This window comes from Paraburkholderia graminis C4D1M, assembly GCF_000172415.1.
Classification (GTDB): domain Bacteria; phylum Pseudomonadota; class Gammaproteobacteria; order Burkholderiales; family Burkholderiaceae; genus Paraburkholderia; species Paraburkholderia graminis.
In genome coordinates, this window is the sequence record NZ_ABLD01000002.1 from 280,318 (window position 1) to 296,552 (window position 16,235).

At 64.2% G+C, this 16,235-nt stretch carries 16 protein-coding genes and 1 pseudogene; 6 read left to right on the forward strand and 11 right to left on the reverse strand.

Going from position 1 to position 16,235, the window contains the following annotated elements:
• Window positions 1-2: 2 nt before the first annotated feature.
• The 6 genes from shc to BGRAMDRAFT_RS04355 all read right to left on the reverse strand — a co-directional run bounded on the left by shc (window position 3) and on the right by BGRAMDRAFT_RS04355 (window position 6,332).
• Entirely contained in the window at window positions 3-2,054 is a 2,052-nt protein-coding gene (gene shc / locus BGRAMDRAFT_RS04330; protein WP_006047443.1) for a squalene--hopene cyclase, read from the reverse strand.
• Complete coding sequence (hpnE, locus tag BGRAMDRAFT_RS04335) at window positions 2,054-3,349, reverse strand: hydroxysqualene dehydroxylase HpnE (protein WP_044020292.1); 1,296 nt, start codon at window positions 3,347-3,349, stop codon at window positions 2,054-2,056. The genes shc and hpnE overlap by 1 nt, the downstream gene beginning before the upstream one ends.
• 4 nt (window positions 3,350-3,353) lie before the next feature.
• A complete protein-coding gene (hpnD, locus tag BGRAMDRAFT_RS04340; RefSeq protein WP_006047445.1) occupies window positions 3,354-4,202 on the reverse strand; it encodes a presqualene diphosphate synthase HpnD in 849 nt (282 codons plus the stop codon).
• Window positions 4,203-4,412: 210 nt separating this feature from the next.
• Window positions 4,413-5,351, reverse strand: coding sequence for a sensor domain-containing diguanylate cyclase (locus BGRAMDRAFT_RS04345; protein WP_006047446.1), 939 nt, complete (start codon window positions 5,349-5,351; stop codon window positions 4,413-4,415).
• Window positions 5,348-5,971 (reverse strand): chemotaxis protein CheC, encoded by a 624-nt coding sequence (locus BGRAMDRAFT_RS04350; RefSeq protein ID WP_006047447.1) that lies wholly within the window; start codon window positions 5,969-5,971, stop codon window positions 5,348-5,350. Before BGRAMDRAFT_RS04350 ends, BGRAMDRAFT_RS04345 begins: the two co-directional genes overlap by 4 nt.
• Window positions 5,964-6,332 (reverse strand): response regulator, encoded by a 369-nt coding sequence (locus BGRAMDRAFT_RS04355; RefSeq protein ID WP_006047448.1) that lies wholly within the window; start codon window positions 6,330-6,332, stop codon window positions 5,964-5,966. Before BGRAMDRAFT_RS04355 ends, BGRAMDRAFT_RS04350 begins: the two co-directional genes overlap by 8 nt.
• A 675-nt stretch (window positions 6,333-7,007) precedes the next feature.
• On the opposite strand from BGRAMDRAFT_RS04355, the gene BGRAMDRAFT_RS04360 reads away from it, so the two are divergent.
• Complete coding sequence (locus tag BGRAMDRAFT_RS04360) at window positions 7,008-9,290, forward strand: hybrid sensor histidine kinase/response regulator (RefSeq protein ID WP_006047449.1); 2,283 nt, start codon at window positions 7,008-7,010, stop codon at window positions 9,288-9,290.
• Between the two features lie 219 nt (window positions 9,291-9,509).
• Window positions 9,510-10,619, forward strand: coding sequence for a hypothetical protein (locus tag BGRAMDRAFT_RS04365; RefSeq protein WP_006047450.1), 1,110 nt, complete (start codon window positions 9,510-9,512; stop codon window positions 10,617-10,619).
• A 94-nt stretch (window positions 10,620-10,713) separates the two neighbouring features.
• Here the strand turns inward: BGRAMDRAFT_RS04365 and BGRAMDRAFT_RS04370 are convergent, their stop codons facing one another.
• The gene (locus BGRAMDRAFT_RS04370; protein WP_006047451.1) at window positions 10,714-11,268 is read right to left on the reverse strand and encodes an NADPH-dependent FMN reductase; all 555 of its coding nucleotides are present in this window, start codon (window positions 11,266-11,268) and stop codon (window positions 10,714-10,716) included.
• Window positions 11,269-11,547: 279 nt separating this feature from the next.
• Between BGRAMDRAFT_RS04370 and BGRAMDRAFT_RS04375 the strand changes: the two genes are divergently transcribed.
• The gene (locus BGRAMDRAFT_RS04375; RefSeq protein WP_006047452.1) at window positions 11,548-11,754 is read left to right on the forward strand and encodes a hypothetical protein; all 207 of its coding nucleotides are present in this window, start codon (window positions 11,548-11,550) and stop codon (window positions 11,752-11,754) included.
• A gap of 11 nt (window positions 11,755-11,765) precedes the next feature.
• On the opposite strand, the pseudogene BGRAMDRAFT_RS36060 reads toward BGRAMDRAFT_RS04375, so the two are convergent.
• Window positions 11,766-11,921: pseudogene (locus BGRAMDRAFT_RS36060) on the reverse strand (alanine-zipper protein); the annotation flags it as partial.
• Between the two features lie 54 nt (window positions 11,922-11,975).
• Window positions 11,976-12,107 carry a hypothetical protein gene (locus BGRAMDRAFT_RS35830; protein ID WP_006047453.1) on the reverse strand — a complete coding sequence of 44 codons (132 nt, stop codon included), beginning with the start codon at window positions 12,105-12,107 and terminating at the stop codon, window positions 11,976-11,978.
• A gap of 452 nt (window positions 12,108-12,559) precedes the next feature.
• On the opposite strand from BGRAMDRAFT_RS35830, the gene BGRAMDRAFT_RS04380 reads away from it, so the two are divergent.
• On the forward strand, window positions 12,560-13,168 hold the full coding sequence (locus BGRAMDRAFT_RS04380) for an RNA polymerase factor sigma-70 (protein ID WP_006047454.1): 609 nt from the start codon (window positions 12,560-12,562) through the stop codon (window positions 13,166-13,168).
• Window positions 13,155-13,358 (forward strand): zf-HC2 domain-containing protein, encoded by a 204-nt coding sequence (locus BGRAMDRAFT_RS04385; RefSeq protein ID WP_006047455.1) that lies wholly within the window; start codon window positions 13,155-13,157, stop codon window positions 13,356-13,358. The genes BGRAMDRAFT_RS04380 and BGRAMDRAFT_RS04385 overlap by 14 nt, the downstream gene beginning before the upstream one ends.
• A gap of 69 nt (window positions 13,359-13,427) precedes the next feature.
• Here BGRAMDRAFT_RS04385 and BGRAMDRAFT_RS04390 read toward each other — a convergent pair whose 3' ends face one another.
• Window positions 13,428-13,718, reverse strand: coding sequence for a DUF1272 domain-containing protein (locus BGRAMDRAFT_RS04390; protein WP_006047456.1), 291 nt, complete (start codon window positions 13,716-13,718; stop codon window positions 13,428-13,430).
• Between the two features lie 188 nt (window positions 13,719-13,906).
• Complete coding sequence (gene arsC / locus BGRAMDRAFT_RS04395) at window positions 13,907-14,266, reverse strand: arsenate reductase (glutaredoxin) (protein WP_006047457.1); 360 nt, start codon at window positions 14,264-14,266, stop codon at window positions 13,907-13,909.
• 1,293 nt (window positions 14,267-15,559) lie between these two features.
• Between arsC and parA the strand changes: the two genes are divergently transcribed.
• On the forward strand, window positions 15,560-16,222 hold the full coding sequence (gene parA / locus BGRAMDRAFT_RS04400; RefSeq protein ID WP_006047459.1) for a ParA family partition ATPase: 663 nt from the start codon (window positions 15,560-15,562) through the stop codon (window positions 16,220-16,222).
• Window positions 16,223-16,235 lie beyond the last annotated feature (13 nt).

Sequence of the window (16,235 nt, forward strand, 5' to 3'; positions counted from 1 at the left end):
CGTTACATCCCGACCGCGACGCGCGTGAGCCCGTTGCGCTTCAGATGACGGTACCGCGCCAGCGCCCACAGCGGGAAGAACTTGCGATAACCGTGGTAACGCAGATAAAACACGCGCGGGAAGCCCGTCGCCGTAAAGCGCGTCTCGTCCCACAGACCATGCTCACGCTGTTCGCGCTGCAAGTACTCGATGCCGCGCGCCACAGCCTCGTGATCGACCTCGCCCGCCGCCATCAAACCCATCAGCGCCCATGCCGTTTGCGACGCCGTGCTCGGCGCGCGCTCGTAGCCGCGATAGTCGAGCTTGTAGCTCTCGCCGCCCTCGCCCCAGCCGCCGTCTTCGTTTTGAATCGACAGAAGCCATTGCGCGGCGCGCCGGATGCGCGGATCGTCGTGCGGCAGGCCGGCCGCGTTCAGCGAACACAGCGCAGTCCACGTCCCGTAGATGTAGTTCAGGCCCCAGCGGCCGTACCAGCTACCGTCGGCTTCCTGCTCCTTCAGCATGTAGTCGAGCGCGCGTTGCGCCGGTTCGCTGTTCTGCGGGAATTCGCCAAGCTGCGCGAGCATCGACAGGCAACGGCCCGACACGTCCGCGGTCGGCGGATCGAGCAATGCGCCGTGATCCGAGAACGGAATGTTGTTCAGGTAGTACTGCGTGTTTTCGGGCTCGAATGCGCCCCAGCCGCCGTCGCTGCTCTGCATACCGACGACCCATTCGCGCGCCCGCGCAATCGCTTCGCGGTCGGCGCCCGAGTGCGTGAGCGCCTCCGAGCGATGCATCGCCATCGCGACCACTGCCGTATCGTCGACGTCGGGGTAATACGCGTTGTTGTACTGGAACGCCCAGCCGCCGGGACGCACATTGGGCCTGCGCGAAATCCAGTCGCCGCGCACATCCAGAATTTGCAGCGGACGCAGCCACGCAAGGCCGCGCTCGGCCGCCTGCTCGGCGCGCGCGTCGCCCGTTTCGAGCAGCGCATGCGCGGCGAGCGACGTGTCCCATACCGGCGACAGACACGGCTGGCAATACGCTTCGTCGTCCTTGATGACGAGCAGCTTTTCAATCGACCGGCGCGCGATCGCTCGATTCGGATGATCGGCCGGATAGCCGAGCACGTCGTACATCATCACCGAGTTGGCCATCGCCGGGAAAATCGCGCCGAGGCCGTCTTCCCCGTTCAGACGCTGATCGACGAACGCCACCGCCTCGCGCACCGCGCGCTCGCGCGTGGCTTTCGGGAACAGGCCGTCGACCGCTCGCAGCACGGTATCCACGACACGGAAAAAGCCGAACCAGCCGACGTGCTGATGCGGCGCGCGCGCCGGCATGCCGGTGTTCACCGGTGCGCCGCGGAACAGTTCGTCGATGCGCACGCGGCGCGGATTGCGCGCGAGCGGCCGCTTGGCGTTGAGCACGAGCAGCGGCACGATGACCGTGCGCGCCCAGTACGACACCTTCGACAGATGGAACGGGAACCACATCGGCAGCAGCGTGATTTCGACGGGCATCATCGGCACCGCGCGCCATGACACCACGCCGAAGAGCGCGAGCAGGATGCGCGTGAACACGTTCACGGTTTCCGCGCCGCCGTGCGCGAGAATCGCTTCGCGCGCGCGGACCATGTGCTCGGCATCCACGGGATCGCCGATCATCTTCAGCGCGAAGTACGCCTTCACGCTTGCGCTGATGTCGATGGCGCCGTCGGTGAAAAGCGGCCAGCCGCCGTTCGGCAACTGGATGCGGCGCAGATAGCGCGCGATCTTCTGCTCCAGCTCCACGTTCGGCGTCTCGCCGAGGTAGTGGACCAGCAACACGTATTCGGCGGGGATGGTTGCGTCCGCCTCGAGTTCGTAGACCCAGTGGCCGTCCGGTTTCTGCGCGGCGAGAATGGCATCGGTCGCGCGCGTGATGGCGGCGTCGAGCGAAGGAGCCAACACGGCGGATGCTTCGGCTGCGGCGGCTGCACTGTTCGCCGCGGCCTGCGCGTTCTGCGCCTCGCCGGCGGTTTCGGGCATGGCGGCGCCCAGCACATGGGCTTGAGATAAGTCGTTCATCAGCGTTCCATCGGTTGATTCAGCAGCGTATCCGCGGCCTTCTGGCCGGAGCGGATCGCGCCTTCAATCGTCGCGGGCAGGCCGGTAGCCGTCCAGTCTCCCGCGAGCATCAGATTATTCCAGCGAGTGCGCGTGCCGGGACGCAGCGTTTCCTGGTCCGGCAGCGCGGCGAATGTCGCATTCCTGTCGACGACGACTTGCCAGTCCGGCATCGGCGCGGCGGGCAGATTGGCCGCCTGCGCGACATCGGCCCACACGCGCGCCGCAAGCTCTTCGGCGGGCGTGTCGATGAGCGATTCCGCGCCGTGGATCGTCGCCGACAGACGCCCGTCGAACGCGAACAGCCACTGCGCCGTTCCGTTGACGAGGCCGGTCACGGACGGCAAGCCGAACGGCGGCTCCACCGCGAAATACACGCTGACGGTCGCGGTAAAGCGAGTCGGCGCGCGCAAACCGGGAACCAGCGTCTGCGCGACGTCCGGCGGCACGGCGAGGATCGCGGCATGGTTCGCGTCGAGCGCGATGGTTTCATCGACGAAATTCAGTGCCTTTACGCGGTTCGAATTCGACGTTGCGCTCGCGCTCACGTTGGCGCTTTCGGCGAACACGAGGTTTTCGAGCCGCGAGCCGAGTTCGATGGTCGCGCCGCCATGCTGCAGCAGGCGCAACGCCGGGTCGACGAAAGCATGGCTCAGGCCGTTGCGCGCAACCAGCGGACGGCACGCCAGACCGCCGGCAATCAGCGTCTCGCGCACCATCGCCGCGGTGAGTTCCGCCGACGCCTCGCGCGGCTCGACGCCGAGCATCGCGCGAAACAGCGGCGCCAGCAGACGGTCCCACAGCGGGCCGTTGCTGCGCATGGTCTGCGCGACACTGCGGCCGGGCTTCGCGAACAACAGCGGCACCACGCTCAGGTAATCGCCGGGGCCGGTGTTCGGCACGCGCGCGTTCGGGTCGAAGATCCACCACGGCAGTCGCCCCGGCGACATGCGCACCGTCCAGCGCGCCCGCGTGGCGAGGTCGACGAAGGGCAATTCCGGCAGCGCCGGCCCCGTGAGTTCGTCCGCCGAGCCGATCGCCCGAAGGTAGTTCAGCGTGGCCGCGTTGCCCGACATGATCAGGTGATTGCCGCTGTCGATCGTCGCGCCGAGCTTCGCGTCGTAATACGAACGGCACCGGCCGCCGGCCTGCGCGGCCGCTTCGTGCAACACGACCCGCGCCCCGCGCCGCTGCAACTGCACGGCGGCGGCGAGGCCGGCGAGACCCGCGCCGACCACATGTACGAGCCTCGGCATCGGCTCAGAAAAGCGCGTAACGCGCGACGATCCACAGCAGGCGCAGCTTCGGCTTGCTGACTTTCGTGCGCGGAATGTCGAAACCGCGCTCGAGGGTCCGCTCGAGCAGCACGCGATACACGCCGGACATGATGCGCGGCGCGCGCACGTGGCTGCGCGGCTCGTGGTCCATGATCGCGTCGGACGCGGCGAAGTGTGCCTTGGCCCGCTCGGCAAGCGTCGCGCAGACGCGCGGCAGCGACGGGTCGTCGGCGATCTGCGTTGGGTTTTCGACGGCGATGCCTTCGCGCGCCAGCAACTCGCGCGGCAGATAGCAACGGTTGATGCCGGCGTCTTCGTCGATGTCGCGAAGAATGTTCGTGAGCTGCAGCGCACGGCCCAGATGGTGCGCCAGCAAACGACCCGGCTCCTCCTGCATCCCGAATATTCTCACCGATAGACGGCCCGCCGCACTCGCGACGCGGTCGCAATACAGGTCGAGCGTGGCTTCGTCGGGCGCGCAGATGTCGCCGGCGGCGTCCATCGCCATGCCGTCGATCATCGCGTGAAAATCCTCGCGCTGCAGATGGAACGTGTGAATGTGCCGCGTCAGCGCGCGCAACGAAGCGCGCGGCGCACCCGCATAGCAGGCGTCGATGTCGGCGCGCCAGCGCTCGAGCGCGGCTGCGCGGTCGGCGCGCGGCAGATCGCTGTCGGCGATGTCGTCGACGGCGCGGCAAAAAGCGTAGACCTGATACATCGCGTCGCGCTGCGCGGCCGGCAGGATGCGCATTGCGAGATAAAACGAGCTGCCGGATGTGGCGGCAGCGGCGTCGATTTCAGTATCGTCCACGACAAGATTGGAAACAGCCAAGACGATCTCCGCAGGAGGGCGCCCGCTGAAAGGCGTTCAGGAATTTTTTATGCCTCGCCGCAGGGCGGGCGGTCCGCGCGCGCGGACACGCGCGAAACAGACGGCTGGGATGCCGGAAACGGCGAAAAGTATATCAACGTTTGTCGGACGACGCAGTTTCCGCTGCTGTATACGGGGGCGAGCCGCCAGATCGCCCGGCGACAGACGATGTCACGTCAACGCCACCGAGCGGTTGCGTCCTTGCCGCTTGGCGCTGTAAAGCGCCGCGTCGGCCTCGTTGATCAGCACCTCGTAGGCGGGCAAGCCTGGGCGCGCAGCCGCGCCGCCCACGCTCGCCGTCACGGGCACGCTGGTGCCCTGCACTTCGACAGGCGTATCCGCAATCGTGCAGCGGATTTTTTCGGCGACGCGCATTGCGTCCTCGAGCGGCGTGCACGGCAGCAGCAACGCGAACTCCTCGCCACCGAAACGCCCAAACGTGTCCTGCGCCCGCACGACTCCGGCGACGCGCTGCGCCATCACGCGCAGCACCGTATCGCCGACGCCGTGACCGAACTGGTCGTTGATCTTCTTGAAGTGATCGAGATCGAACAGCAGCACCGACATGTCGCCGCCGTAGCGCTGCCAGCGCGTGTATTCGTCGAGCAGACGCGCCTCGAAATAGCGGCGGTTGGCAATGCCGGTGAGCCCGTCGCGATCCGCATACTCCTGCAACTTCGCGACGGCCTCTTCGCGCTCGCGCTGCACGATGCTCACGTGCGTCACATCCGAGATCGTCACGCACACGGCCACCACTTCACGCTCGCGAGTGAGCGGCATGAACGTGCAGTCCTGCTGCATGTAATCGACACCGCCCGTGATCGGCCGGTCGTGATCGAACTTGAAGAGATACGGGCGCTGCTCCCACGAACTGAACGCGAAACTGCCCAACTGAAACACGCTTTCGATCTTGCGCGACAACCACACGCGCGGCAGTTCGGGAAAATGGACGAACAGCGATTTGCCGACCACCTGTTCCGCCGACAAACCGCTGTGATCCTGCATGAACCGATTCCACATCAGCACGTTCATGTCGCGATCCAGCACGAAAATGCCGAAGCCGACACGCTCCACGACCAGGTCGCTCAACGATTGCGCGGGCGAGCTCATAGGCTGGACAGCAACGCGTCGAGCGCGTCGTTCATGTGGCGGATCGATTCTTCCGCCATCAGCATCACGAGATGCGCGCGGAAGCTCTGATCTTCGAGCGTGAAATTGACCTCGACGAGCAGCGCGACTTCCCATTGCAGCACGCCCGGCTGGAACACTTCGTCGAGCGTCATGGCGTCGCCGAGAAGACCGGGCGCGGAGAACACCGGCGTGCGGCCGAGCTGGTCGAGGATGCATGACACGCACGCGCCGGTCAGCACGTTGGCGACGTCGAACATCAACTCTTTCTGGCTCACCGATTCGTAGGCCGAGCGCGAGTACGGATCGCTCACGAGCGCACACAGATCGTCGACGCTGTCGCTGCGGCAAATCACCAGCGCCTCGCCCTTGATGTCCGAGCGGAAACCCTGGCGCACCGCGCTCACCGGGTCTTCGATCCCGGTCATCTCGCGCAGCGCCTGCGCCGCCTCGCTGACCGCCACTACCCTCACGCGCGGCACCGACAACTCGATGAACGAATCGAGCAGCCGGGCGAGACGCGTCGCGGCTTGACCCATCGCCAGATTGGCGACCTCTTGCAGCGCGTCGCGCTGATCTTCGGTGAGGACTGGCTCAGACATACAACCCGTACTCCTTGAGGATGGGCAGTACCGCCTCGGGCGTCACGGGCTTGGCGATGAACGCCGCGGCGCCGAGCGCGCGCACGCGCGCCTGGGCCATCGGCTGAATATCGGCTGAGACGACGATGACGAAGGTATTCAGATCCTCATGCTGCAACGCCTCGAGCACCTGATAGCCGTTCATGTCCGGCATGGTCAGGTCGAGGAACATCACCGAGGCTTTCCCTTGACGATACAAAGCGAGCGCTTCGCGTCCGTTCGTGGCGTAGGACACGTCGACGTCCCAATCCGGCGGCAATGCCTTGGTGAGCACCTTGCGGGCAAGCAATGAATCATCGGCGATCACGATAGGCAAAGGCATGGCGGACGAAAGACGGAATGAGCTCGTGCGTGTTAACGGCGGATAGCGGGATCTCTTTAGGGAGAAGTCTGACGGCGCGCGGCGAACCGCGCCGATGCTGGCGGGAAAGCGGAGAACGGCAAGACGTGGAGAAGGCGCGGCGACGCGCGCCTGGCGTAACCATTGCTCGCGCAGGAATGCGCGCGTGTGCGGCGGACGACGGCTATGACCGGCATGTGCTGAGCCTACCCCGTATATGAATCGGCGCGGCTCGCTGAACCTGGCTGATTCCGTGCCGCGCGCGCGTGGTTTCCGCGAACGCCGGCACTCACGCGCGTACGCATGATCCGGTGCCCTCGCGGCGTATGCGTTCGAACATGGCGGACGCACTTTTTATCGTGCGTCGATTCTCGAAGTAAAGCAGTCGAAAAGCAATACACGCTATTCGCGTCGCGCTAACAATATCTTCCTTGGTTCGAGGCTTTTCGAAAACATACGCGCCGCATAATAATCGTTTTTATACCGTTTATACTTTTGTGTACGTTTGCGCTTCTCGATTTGTCACTGTTTTAAAAGGGCGACGAATTACGCATTAAAGCGGCAAGCTCAGTTCATAACGGTAACTTCTACCGCCGTTCTGCGACTATGCTTCTCGTATCCTTTCTTTTTCCGCCTTGAAACACCGAGCGTTTATTAATGACACAAGACCGGTTCGACCCGCATCGAGCGAGCCGCCTTTCCGCTGACGGGCAGGGCGAGGCGGTATTTCCCGCCGTGCCGGAGCAGAATTTTCAGGTTCGGCGCATGACTTTGATCGCGCTGCTTGTCGCCGCGGTCGTGCTGCCGTGCCTTTACGTCGCGGCCATGGCGTTCAGCGACCTGCGCACCCGCGAAGCCGACGCCACCGACATGACGCTGCGCACCGTGCGCGTCGCCGAGGAACACGCGCTGAAAGTGTTCGACATGAACGAAACGCTCGACACGCGCATCGTCGATTTGACGGAAGGCCTCGACGACGACGGCATTCGTGCGCGCGCGGCGGTCATTCACCAGAAAGTGCGAACGATGGGCGGCGGCTATCCGCAAGTGGCCGCCGTGTCGATTTTCGGCCGCGACGGCGCGTTGCTCGTCAGCAGCCGGTTTTATCCCGCGCCGGTGGTGTCGATCGGCGAGCGCGACGATTTCGTCGGCCTTCGCGAGGGCCGCGACCTCGAACACGTATCGAAGGTGATGACGGGGCACGTCGCCGGCGAGCAGGTGTTCAACACCGGCGTGGAACGGCGCGCGCCCGACGGCACGTTTGCCGGCGTCGTGTCGGTCGCGCTGCGCCCGAGCTATTTCGACGCGTTCTACCGCGAACTGCTCGGCGGCAACGACGGCCTGCCGATGACCATGACGCTCGTGCGCGCCGACGGCGCGGTTCTCGCGCACTATCCGCGCCGCCCGCGCGAGCCGGCGGCCGTCGCGGCGGATTCGCCGTTCGCCCAGGCGATGAAAGAGGGACGCCGCGCCGGCGTCACGCGCATGCATTCGAACGTCGACGGCGACAACATGATCGTCGCGTTCCGGCACGTCGGCTCGTATCCGGTGTACGTGATGTGCGGTTATCGCGCGTCGGCGATGTGGGCCGCCTGGTATCGGCATCTCGCGGTGCTGTTCCTGACGATATTCACGCCGTCCGTCGCGCTCTGGTGCGTGATCTGGCTGTCGTTGCGGCGGCTCGGCGCCGAAGAAGAAGCGTGGGCGCGCTGGCAGGCGGAAGCGTCCATGCGCCGCTCGATCGAATCGGCATACCGGCAGTCGCGCAAGATGGAAGCGCTCGGCACGCTGGTCGGCAGCGTCGCGCACGACTTCAACAATCTGCTGATGATCCTCTCGGCCAACGTCCAGGTCGCGCGGCGGCGCGGCGCGGCGGGGCTCGACCGCGAACTGTCGGCGATGGAACGGGCGTTGAAAAGCGGCCAGTCGCTCACGCGGCAATTGTTGGGCGTCGCGCGCAAACAGCCGCTTCGCAACGAAACCGTCGCGCTCGAACGGTGGCTGCCGGCGTGCCGCGATCTGCTGCGCGCGTCGCTCGGCGCAAAGGTTTCCCTGGTGATGGATATCGGCGTCGATATCTGGCCGATGCGCGTGGACGTCGCCGAACTGGAACTCGCGCTCATCAACATCGCCGTGAACGCGCGCGACGCCATGCCCAACGGCGGGCGCTTCACCGTGCGCGCGACCAACATCACGTTCCGTCATGAAGACGGCTTCCCGCTGACGGGCGATTTCGTGCAGTTGTCGCTGGAGGACACCGGCGCCGGCATGGCGCCCGAGGTGCTCGCGCGCGCCTTCGAGCCGCTTTTCACGACCAAGGCGAAGGGCATGGGCACGGGGCTGGGCTTGCCGCAGGTGTTTGCGTTCTGCGAGCGCTCGGGCGGGCTGGCCGCGATCGACAGTGCGGTCGGCGCGGGCACCTCCGTGCGGCTCTATTTGCCGCGGGCGACGGAAGAAGCGACCGTCGACGGCCCGATCGAAACCGGCGCCGACGACCCTGGCGCACAGCACGCGCTGCGCATTCTGCTGGTCGAGGACAACGAGGAAGTGGCGGCCGGCACCGAAGCGCTGCTGCAGATGATGGGCCACCACGTCACCTGCGTATTGAATGCGGACATGGCGTTGGGCCTTCTGGACGACGCCCATACGCGGCAAATGCGCACCGGCGAGCCGCTGCCGTTCGACGTCGTGCTGTCGGACATCCATATGCCGGGAAGCCTGAACGGCATCGATCTCGCCGAGGCGATCAGGGCGCTCGACTCGAGGCTGCCGGTCATCCTCGTCACCGGCTACGCGGAAGAGCTCGATCGCGCGCGGCACGTCAACGTGCGGGTGCTTTCCAAACCGTTCGACATCGCGCTGCTCGAAAGCTTGCTGAAGACAATCCAGCATGAACTCGCTCAGAGCGGCCTCGATCCAGCGGCGCATCACGTCCAATAAGCGGTTCGCCGGCGGCTTTTTGCCTCTTCCTCCCGTTACGCGGAATTGTAAAAAGCGCGGTTGAGGCCCGCCACGGCGGTTCAACAAAGCGTCTCGCTCACGCCCACGGCGGCGGGCGGGCGGCGCATGGCCGCGTTCCGGCATGAACGTTGCGGCATCCGACAGGTAATGGGGATGGCGCGCGCTGCGCTGTCCGTCGTAGCCAAACGGGAGGCAGCCATGCGACATACCGTGATTGGTTTATTCAACACCTACGCTGAGGCCGAAGCCGCCCGCGACACCTTGGTGCAAACCGGTTTCGCGCGGGAGACGATCGAATTGCAGGCAAACGCCGAGCCGTCGGTCGGCTCGGCCACCGACGAGGTCGCCGGGTCGGGCGTGCTCGCGAACATTGAGCGGTTTCTGGCGAGCCTCTTCGCGAGCGGGCCGCGCGCGCCGGAGACGGCGCGTTACAGCGAAGCGCTGCGTCGCGGGGCGGTGCTGGTCGTCATCGACGCCGCCAGCGAATCGCACGCGGAACTCGCTCGCAACACGCTGACGCGGCTCGGCGCGACGGACATCGGCGAGCGCTCGCCGGATTGGGGCACGCAAGCCGGCACCGAAACCGCGCGCGAACATTCGCTGCTCGACGAACTGGGCATCGGCACGCCTACGCCCGGCGCCACACGCGGCTCCGAGGTCGGAACGACGGGCGTCGGGAGCCGGGACACGATGACATCCCCGAGGACCGGAACGACGACGCCGCCGGCCGCTGGCGTGACAACGCCCGGCAGCGCGGCTGCGAATGCCGCCGCCGCGCGGTCGGATGTAACGGCCGACCCGCTGTATTCCACGCCACCGCGCAGCACTGACGCCGAACCCTTCGTGCCGCCGCCGCTTGGCGAGCGGCCGACCGCCGATCCGCTCGGCGAACCCGTGCGCGATCCGCTGGCCGGCGATGTCGGACGCAGCGCCATTGCCGCGGGCTCGGCGCCGGGTTCGGGCGCGGTGATGCAGCCGTCCGAAGTCGTCTCGGGCACAGCTCAGCCGACCGCAGGCCTGAGCGGCCAGATTCCGAACGAATATCTGGAATACGAAGAAGACTTCCGCACGCATTACGACGAGCAGTACGCCGCCGACGACTCGCGTTACGAGGATTACGTGCCGGCTTACCGCTACGGTGCGGAGATCGGCAAGGACGTGCGTTATCGCGATCGAGCGTGGGATGACGTCGAGCCGGAAGCGCGGCGTCATTGGGAATCGACGTCGGCCGAGAACAGCACATGGGAGCGCTTCAAGCTCGCCGTGCGTCACGGCTGGGAGCGCGTGACCGGGCATCATCACGTATGAAACTGCAGCGGCGGGCCGTGAAGCGATGGCGACGCCGCTGCATTTGGGAGCGGCTGATGTGAGCAGCTTGTCTTGCGAAGCGTAGGTGCCGGCGTTAGGCGGCGGTATGCCGCTTCACCCACGTCACGTAGCGGTCGACGAAACTTTGCAGGAACTTGCGCGTGCCGTCGTTGAGAATTTCGCCCTTCTCGTTGATGACCGCCGGGTCGTGCTTGATGAACACCTCGGGTTGGCCGAGCGTCGCGACGTCCAGATAGGCGAGCACATTGCGCAGATGTTGCTGCGCGAGAGCCGAACCGGTCGCGCCGACCGACGTGCCGATCACCGCGCCCGGCTTGTTGCCCCAGGAATTATTGCCCCACGGGCGCGAGCCCCAGTCGAGCGCGTTCTTGAGCACGCCCGGAATCGAGCGGTTGTATTCGGGCGTGACGAACAGCAGGCCATCGGCGGCTTCCACGCGCTGCTTGAGTTGCCTGGCGACTTCGGGGAAGTCGGCGTCGTACTCCTGGCTGTAAAGCGGCAATGAACCGATGTCGATGAATTCGAAGGTGAAGTCGGGCGGCGCGAGAGAAACGACGGCTTGCGCCAACTGGCGGTTGAACGACTCGCGGCGCAGGCTGCCGACGACGACTGCGATATGTAGGGCCATGATTCGCTTCCTTGGATTAGGCGCTCGAGGCGCGAAGGGTACGAACTGCTCATCATAGGCAAAAAGCCCGACGCCGGTGCGTGGTCGAGCGCCAGAGCGGTGAATCGGCGGAAAAGTGTGGCGGGTTTGCGCTAGGCCGGTGGATAAGCCACGGCCAGCAAAAGTTATCCACAGATTTACTGAATAACCTTGTGGATAACTGGTACTTTTGCCTTGTCAATCAAGCCTGCCTCCGGCCTATGCCATTTGGAGGCAGCAAGCATTCACGGAGGATCAGCCATGAGTCTGGATCACGCAGGAAAATCGCACGATGAAGCCGTCGCGGCTCGCAAAAAGGAGAAGCCGCGCTCGCTGGAACAACCGGGCGGCGAGATGGCCGTCGACGGCACGCAGGCGGACGCGACGCATAGCAGCGGGAAGCTGTCGGAGCGCGGCAAAGAGGTGTGGCGCACGGGCGCCGGCATGGACGGCAGCGGGAAGTCGTAGCGGTCTGTTGTGCGCTGTGCGCTGTGCGCTGTGCGCTGTGCGCTGTGCGCTGTGCGCTGTGCGCTGTGCGCTGTGCGCTGTGCGCTGTGCGCTGTGTGCTGTGTGCTGTGTGCTGGGCGGCGTGGGTTGCCGCGCTGGTGTTGGATGTGACAAGGGCGCCTTTTAATGGGCGCCCTTTTTTGTTTGCGTCGGCTCGGGGTTCGTGTAGCCGGCGCCGGCCATCAGTTGCCGAAGAACACGTTGCAGTAGGACGCCGGGCCGTTGCACTGCGACGGAGCGGCTGCCTCGGCTGCGCCCGAAGCGGCGGCGAACAGTGCGATGGAAGCGATCAAGGCGGACAGAATGCGTTTCATGGTGCTACTCCTCAGGGTGTTGGCAGCGATCTCGTTCGATCGACGGACGAAGAATAGCCATTCGGTGTTCGCGTAAAAATGGGGAAGACCGGAAGACATCTTTTCGCTTTTTGAAATGATCGATGCGGGTGCCGAGCGTTCTTTGGGGCCGCGCCGTTGCCTGCCTACGTTTGCCGGCGGCCTTATGGCTTTCGATATCAGCACGGCGTGCGGTTTTCGATTTCCGCAATAATCAATTTCCGTTCGTCATAAACCGGCGGCGCGACGCGACAGAAGTCTTTGAATCACTCGATGGGGAATCGCGCATGTCCATTACTCATTCGCTTGGGCCGCAACCTACGGCAGAATGGCGCACATCTTCGAACCTCGTACGAGACAGACGCCCGGCTTATGAGCGACAACTATTCAAACGACACCCTGCGCGTGCCGCGAAATGTGCCGCGGAGCTTTTCGTGGCGCAGGTGAGCGGCGCCGCACTCGACGATCGCGCTTACCTGACGCGACTTCGCCGGGACCTGGTGCGTTTCGCCCGCCTTCAGTTGCGCGATGCCGCCGCTGCCGAAGACGCCGTCCAGGAAGCGCTGGCGGCCGCCTGGACGCAGAGCGACCGGTTTGCCGGGCAATCGGAGCATAAGACGTGGGTATTCGGCATCCTGAGACACAAGCTCGTGGATACGTTGCGGGCCCGGCAACGCACGGTGAATCTCTCGGCGCTGAAGTCCGAACTGGAGGACGAGGCGCTGCTGGATCGCGAGTTGTTCAAGGACAACGGCCATTGGTCGCAGCAGACCAAACCCCGACCGTGGCCCACACCGGAAACGGCGCTGCGTCAGCAACAGTTCTGGACTTTGTTCGAGATGTGCCTGGAGCATCTGCCTGAGCACATCGGCCGCGTTTTCATGATGCGTGAATTTCTCGACCTCGACACCGACGCTATTTGCGCCGAATTGCAGATGACCGCGAACCATTGCAGTGTGCTGATTTATCGCGCGCGACTGCGCTTGCGGACGTGCCTGAGCGAGAAGGGTCTATCCAGCGAGGACGCCAATGGGGAAGTGTAAGAACATCACTCGCCTGTTGTCCGACGCACTCGACCGTTCCTTGACGACCGGCGAGTGGGTCGCGATCCGGCTGCATTTGCCGACGTGCAGCGGCTGCCGCAACTATCGCAAACAGATCCGACTGCTGCGTGAAGCCGCCCACACGATCAGCGGCATTTCGACGTCCGGCGGGGCGAGCGGCGACGATTGACGTCGCGTTGGCTTGCCTTGCCTTGGCTTGTCTCGCCGTGCCGGGTGATGCCCATTGCGACTCGGAGCGTTACCGTTCGCCGGGCGGCGTGTTGTGATAGTGCTCGAGGAATTGTGCGTGCGCGGCTTCGTCGATTGAGACGGGGCTTCGTTCATCGCGCGCCGGATGTTTCGCTAATTGCGCGCGCGTGCGTATCGGCCGATGCTGGAAATTGCCGCCGCAGTTCGGGCACACGTTGCGCAACGTGGTGAGTGCGCATACTTCGCAAAAAGTGCATTCGTAGGTGCAGATCATCGCGTCGGACGCGTTCGGCGGCAGCGACTTGCCGCATCCTTCACAGGACGGTCGTAGTTCAAGCATTCGGACTCCGCATCAAGTTCTGGTTTCGGTTCGCGCGCTGACGAACCTGGCTGGCATTGAGCGCAGCGCCAGTGTAGGTGGCATGGCGTTTTCGCAACTGACAGCGCTGCGTCAATTGCTGCCAGTGTGATTGCGTTTGCAAGTTGCGTTCGTGCTTTGCCTCGCGACTGGAGCAGGCAGCAACGGCGTCAGACGAACAACGTCGCTACGTTTTCGGGCGGTCGGCCTATCACGGCTCGTCCGTTCCGTACCACGATGGGTCGCTGCAAAAGGATCGGATGCGCGGCCAATGCTTCGTATAACTGAGCGTCCGACAGCGTCGCATCGGAAAGACCCAGTTCCTTATATTCGGCCTCCGAGTCGCGGATCATGTCGCGGACGGGAGAGCCGAGTTGTCGGTTCAGCTCCTGCAATTCGGCGACTGTGAGCGGTTGCTTCAGGTATTCGATGATTGTTGTGGGTTCTTCATCGCGGTTGTATTGCGCGGTGACTAGCTCGCACGTCGAGCGGGACTTTGAGCAGCGGGGGTTGTGGTAGATGGTGATCATCGTGCGGTCAGTAAAGGAGGTGGGTGAGCCAGTCAGTCGTTTCGTTTCGGGGATGGGGCTTGGCCTGATTTTAGCCGCTCGGGTCGGAGAGGTTGGGGGTTTATGAGCGTGGGTTGGGTGTCGGTGGTGCGAGGCGCGGACTGCTAACGACGCGAGCGCCAGGAGATTTGTGCGGATCCGGGACGCTTCGTGGCGATGGGTGGCGGGGCTTCGCTAGATGCGTCGTTGAGCACCTCTTCTAGGCGGCTAATGCGCGCAGGACTGTCTTGCAACGATTGACTGTCCGTTTGTGCGATAGAGCAGGCGGTGTTTCTTGGTCGTTCGCTGGCGGGTCCCCGAAGCTTGTGCCTTGCCTGCACGCCGCTGTCAGTTTTCGTCCTTGCGGCTTTTGCGATACGTGAGAGAGGCGCCGTTCGCGCGGACTGCGGTTTATGCGCATAAACTGCCCCGCGCTGGCGTTAGCTCTAGCCTCACCCAAGACAGTTGTTACGTCTAGTTCGCAGGGTTGGTAGTCAGGCTTCGCCTCGCACGGGACACCGCGTTCTGCATGGTGATCGTCAAGTCGCCGCTCGCCCCTCGCGGGCCCACGGACCTACTAATAGCGTCGACCCACAAAGACACGCGCAAGCACTCCGTGATAGACGCGAGTTTATGCGCATAAACCGCTCCGGGCGCTTCGGAACGAACCCGCTGCATTTGCGCCCACGCCCCACGCTGCCAATCCCACGCACGCGTCTCGCGTCTCGCGTCTCGCGTCTCGCGTCTCGCGTCTCGCGTCTCGCGTCTCGCGTCTCGCGTCTCGCGTCTCGCGTCTCGCGTCTCGCGTCTCGCGTCTCGCGTCTCGCGTCTCGCGTCTCGCGTCTCGCGTCTCGCGTCTCGCGTCTCGCGTCTCGCGTCTCGCGTCTCGCGTCTCGCGTCTCGCGTCTCGCGTCTCGCGTCTCGCGTCTCGCGTCTCGCGTCTCGCGTCTCATGCCTCGTGCCCATGCCTTATCCGCAATACGAGATCGCACGGGCAAGCCGACGCATGAGCCCACCGTGGCACGCGTCACATTCATCGCCAGGACGCCCAATCCATCTTTAGAGACCAGCACGACGTCGAAGGGTACGAGGCGCATCCGCACAGCACAAACCGCGAAGCATTTCTCCCCAACCTCCGAATCGCCACTTTCACCCGCCTTCTTTATGCGCATAAACCTAACCCGATCGGCCATTTCTATCTCTTTACACAAGAAACGATTGAAATGCGAAATCATCCAGGTAAAATCCTTTTGCGTCTAAAAAAGGAGGTGAACATTGGCAGCGGAAATCATCGCGGTAACTCAACAGAAGGGCGGTGTCGGGAAGAGCACAATCGCGATGCACCTCGGGGCAGCTTTTCATGAGAAGGGGAAACGGGTCCTCGTCGTCGACGCCGACGGCCAGAACACTCTGATCCACTGGGCGAGCGCCTCATCCGACGGTGATACCGGCATCCCGTTCCCCGTTGTCAACCTCTCCGAAGCCGGAAGCCAGATCCACCGCGAGATCAAGAAGTTCGTGGCCGACTACGACATCATCGTCGTCGACTGTCCGCCTTCCATCACCGAAAAAGTGTCGGGCGTCGTGCTACTGGCGGCAAGCGTCGCCGTCATACCGACGTCGTCATCGCCGGCCGATTATTGGTCGAGCATCGGCCTCGTCAAACTCGTTCAGCAGGCGCAGGTCATGAACGAAGACCTGCGCGCAGTATTCCTCCTGAACAAGACGGAAGAGAAACGGATGCTCACGCGTGAACTAAAGCGCGCGTTGGAGGAGCTTGGATTTCCTCTCCTTAAGACCCAGATCCCCACGCGCGAGGCCTACAAGCAGGCAATGGCGTTGGGTCAAACAGTGCTACAGATGAGCGATCGAGGCGCGAAGCTCGCCGCGATCGAAGTACGGGCGTGCGCGAATGAGATCGCCGCCTTGCTCCCGTGAAGTTTATGCGCAT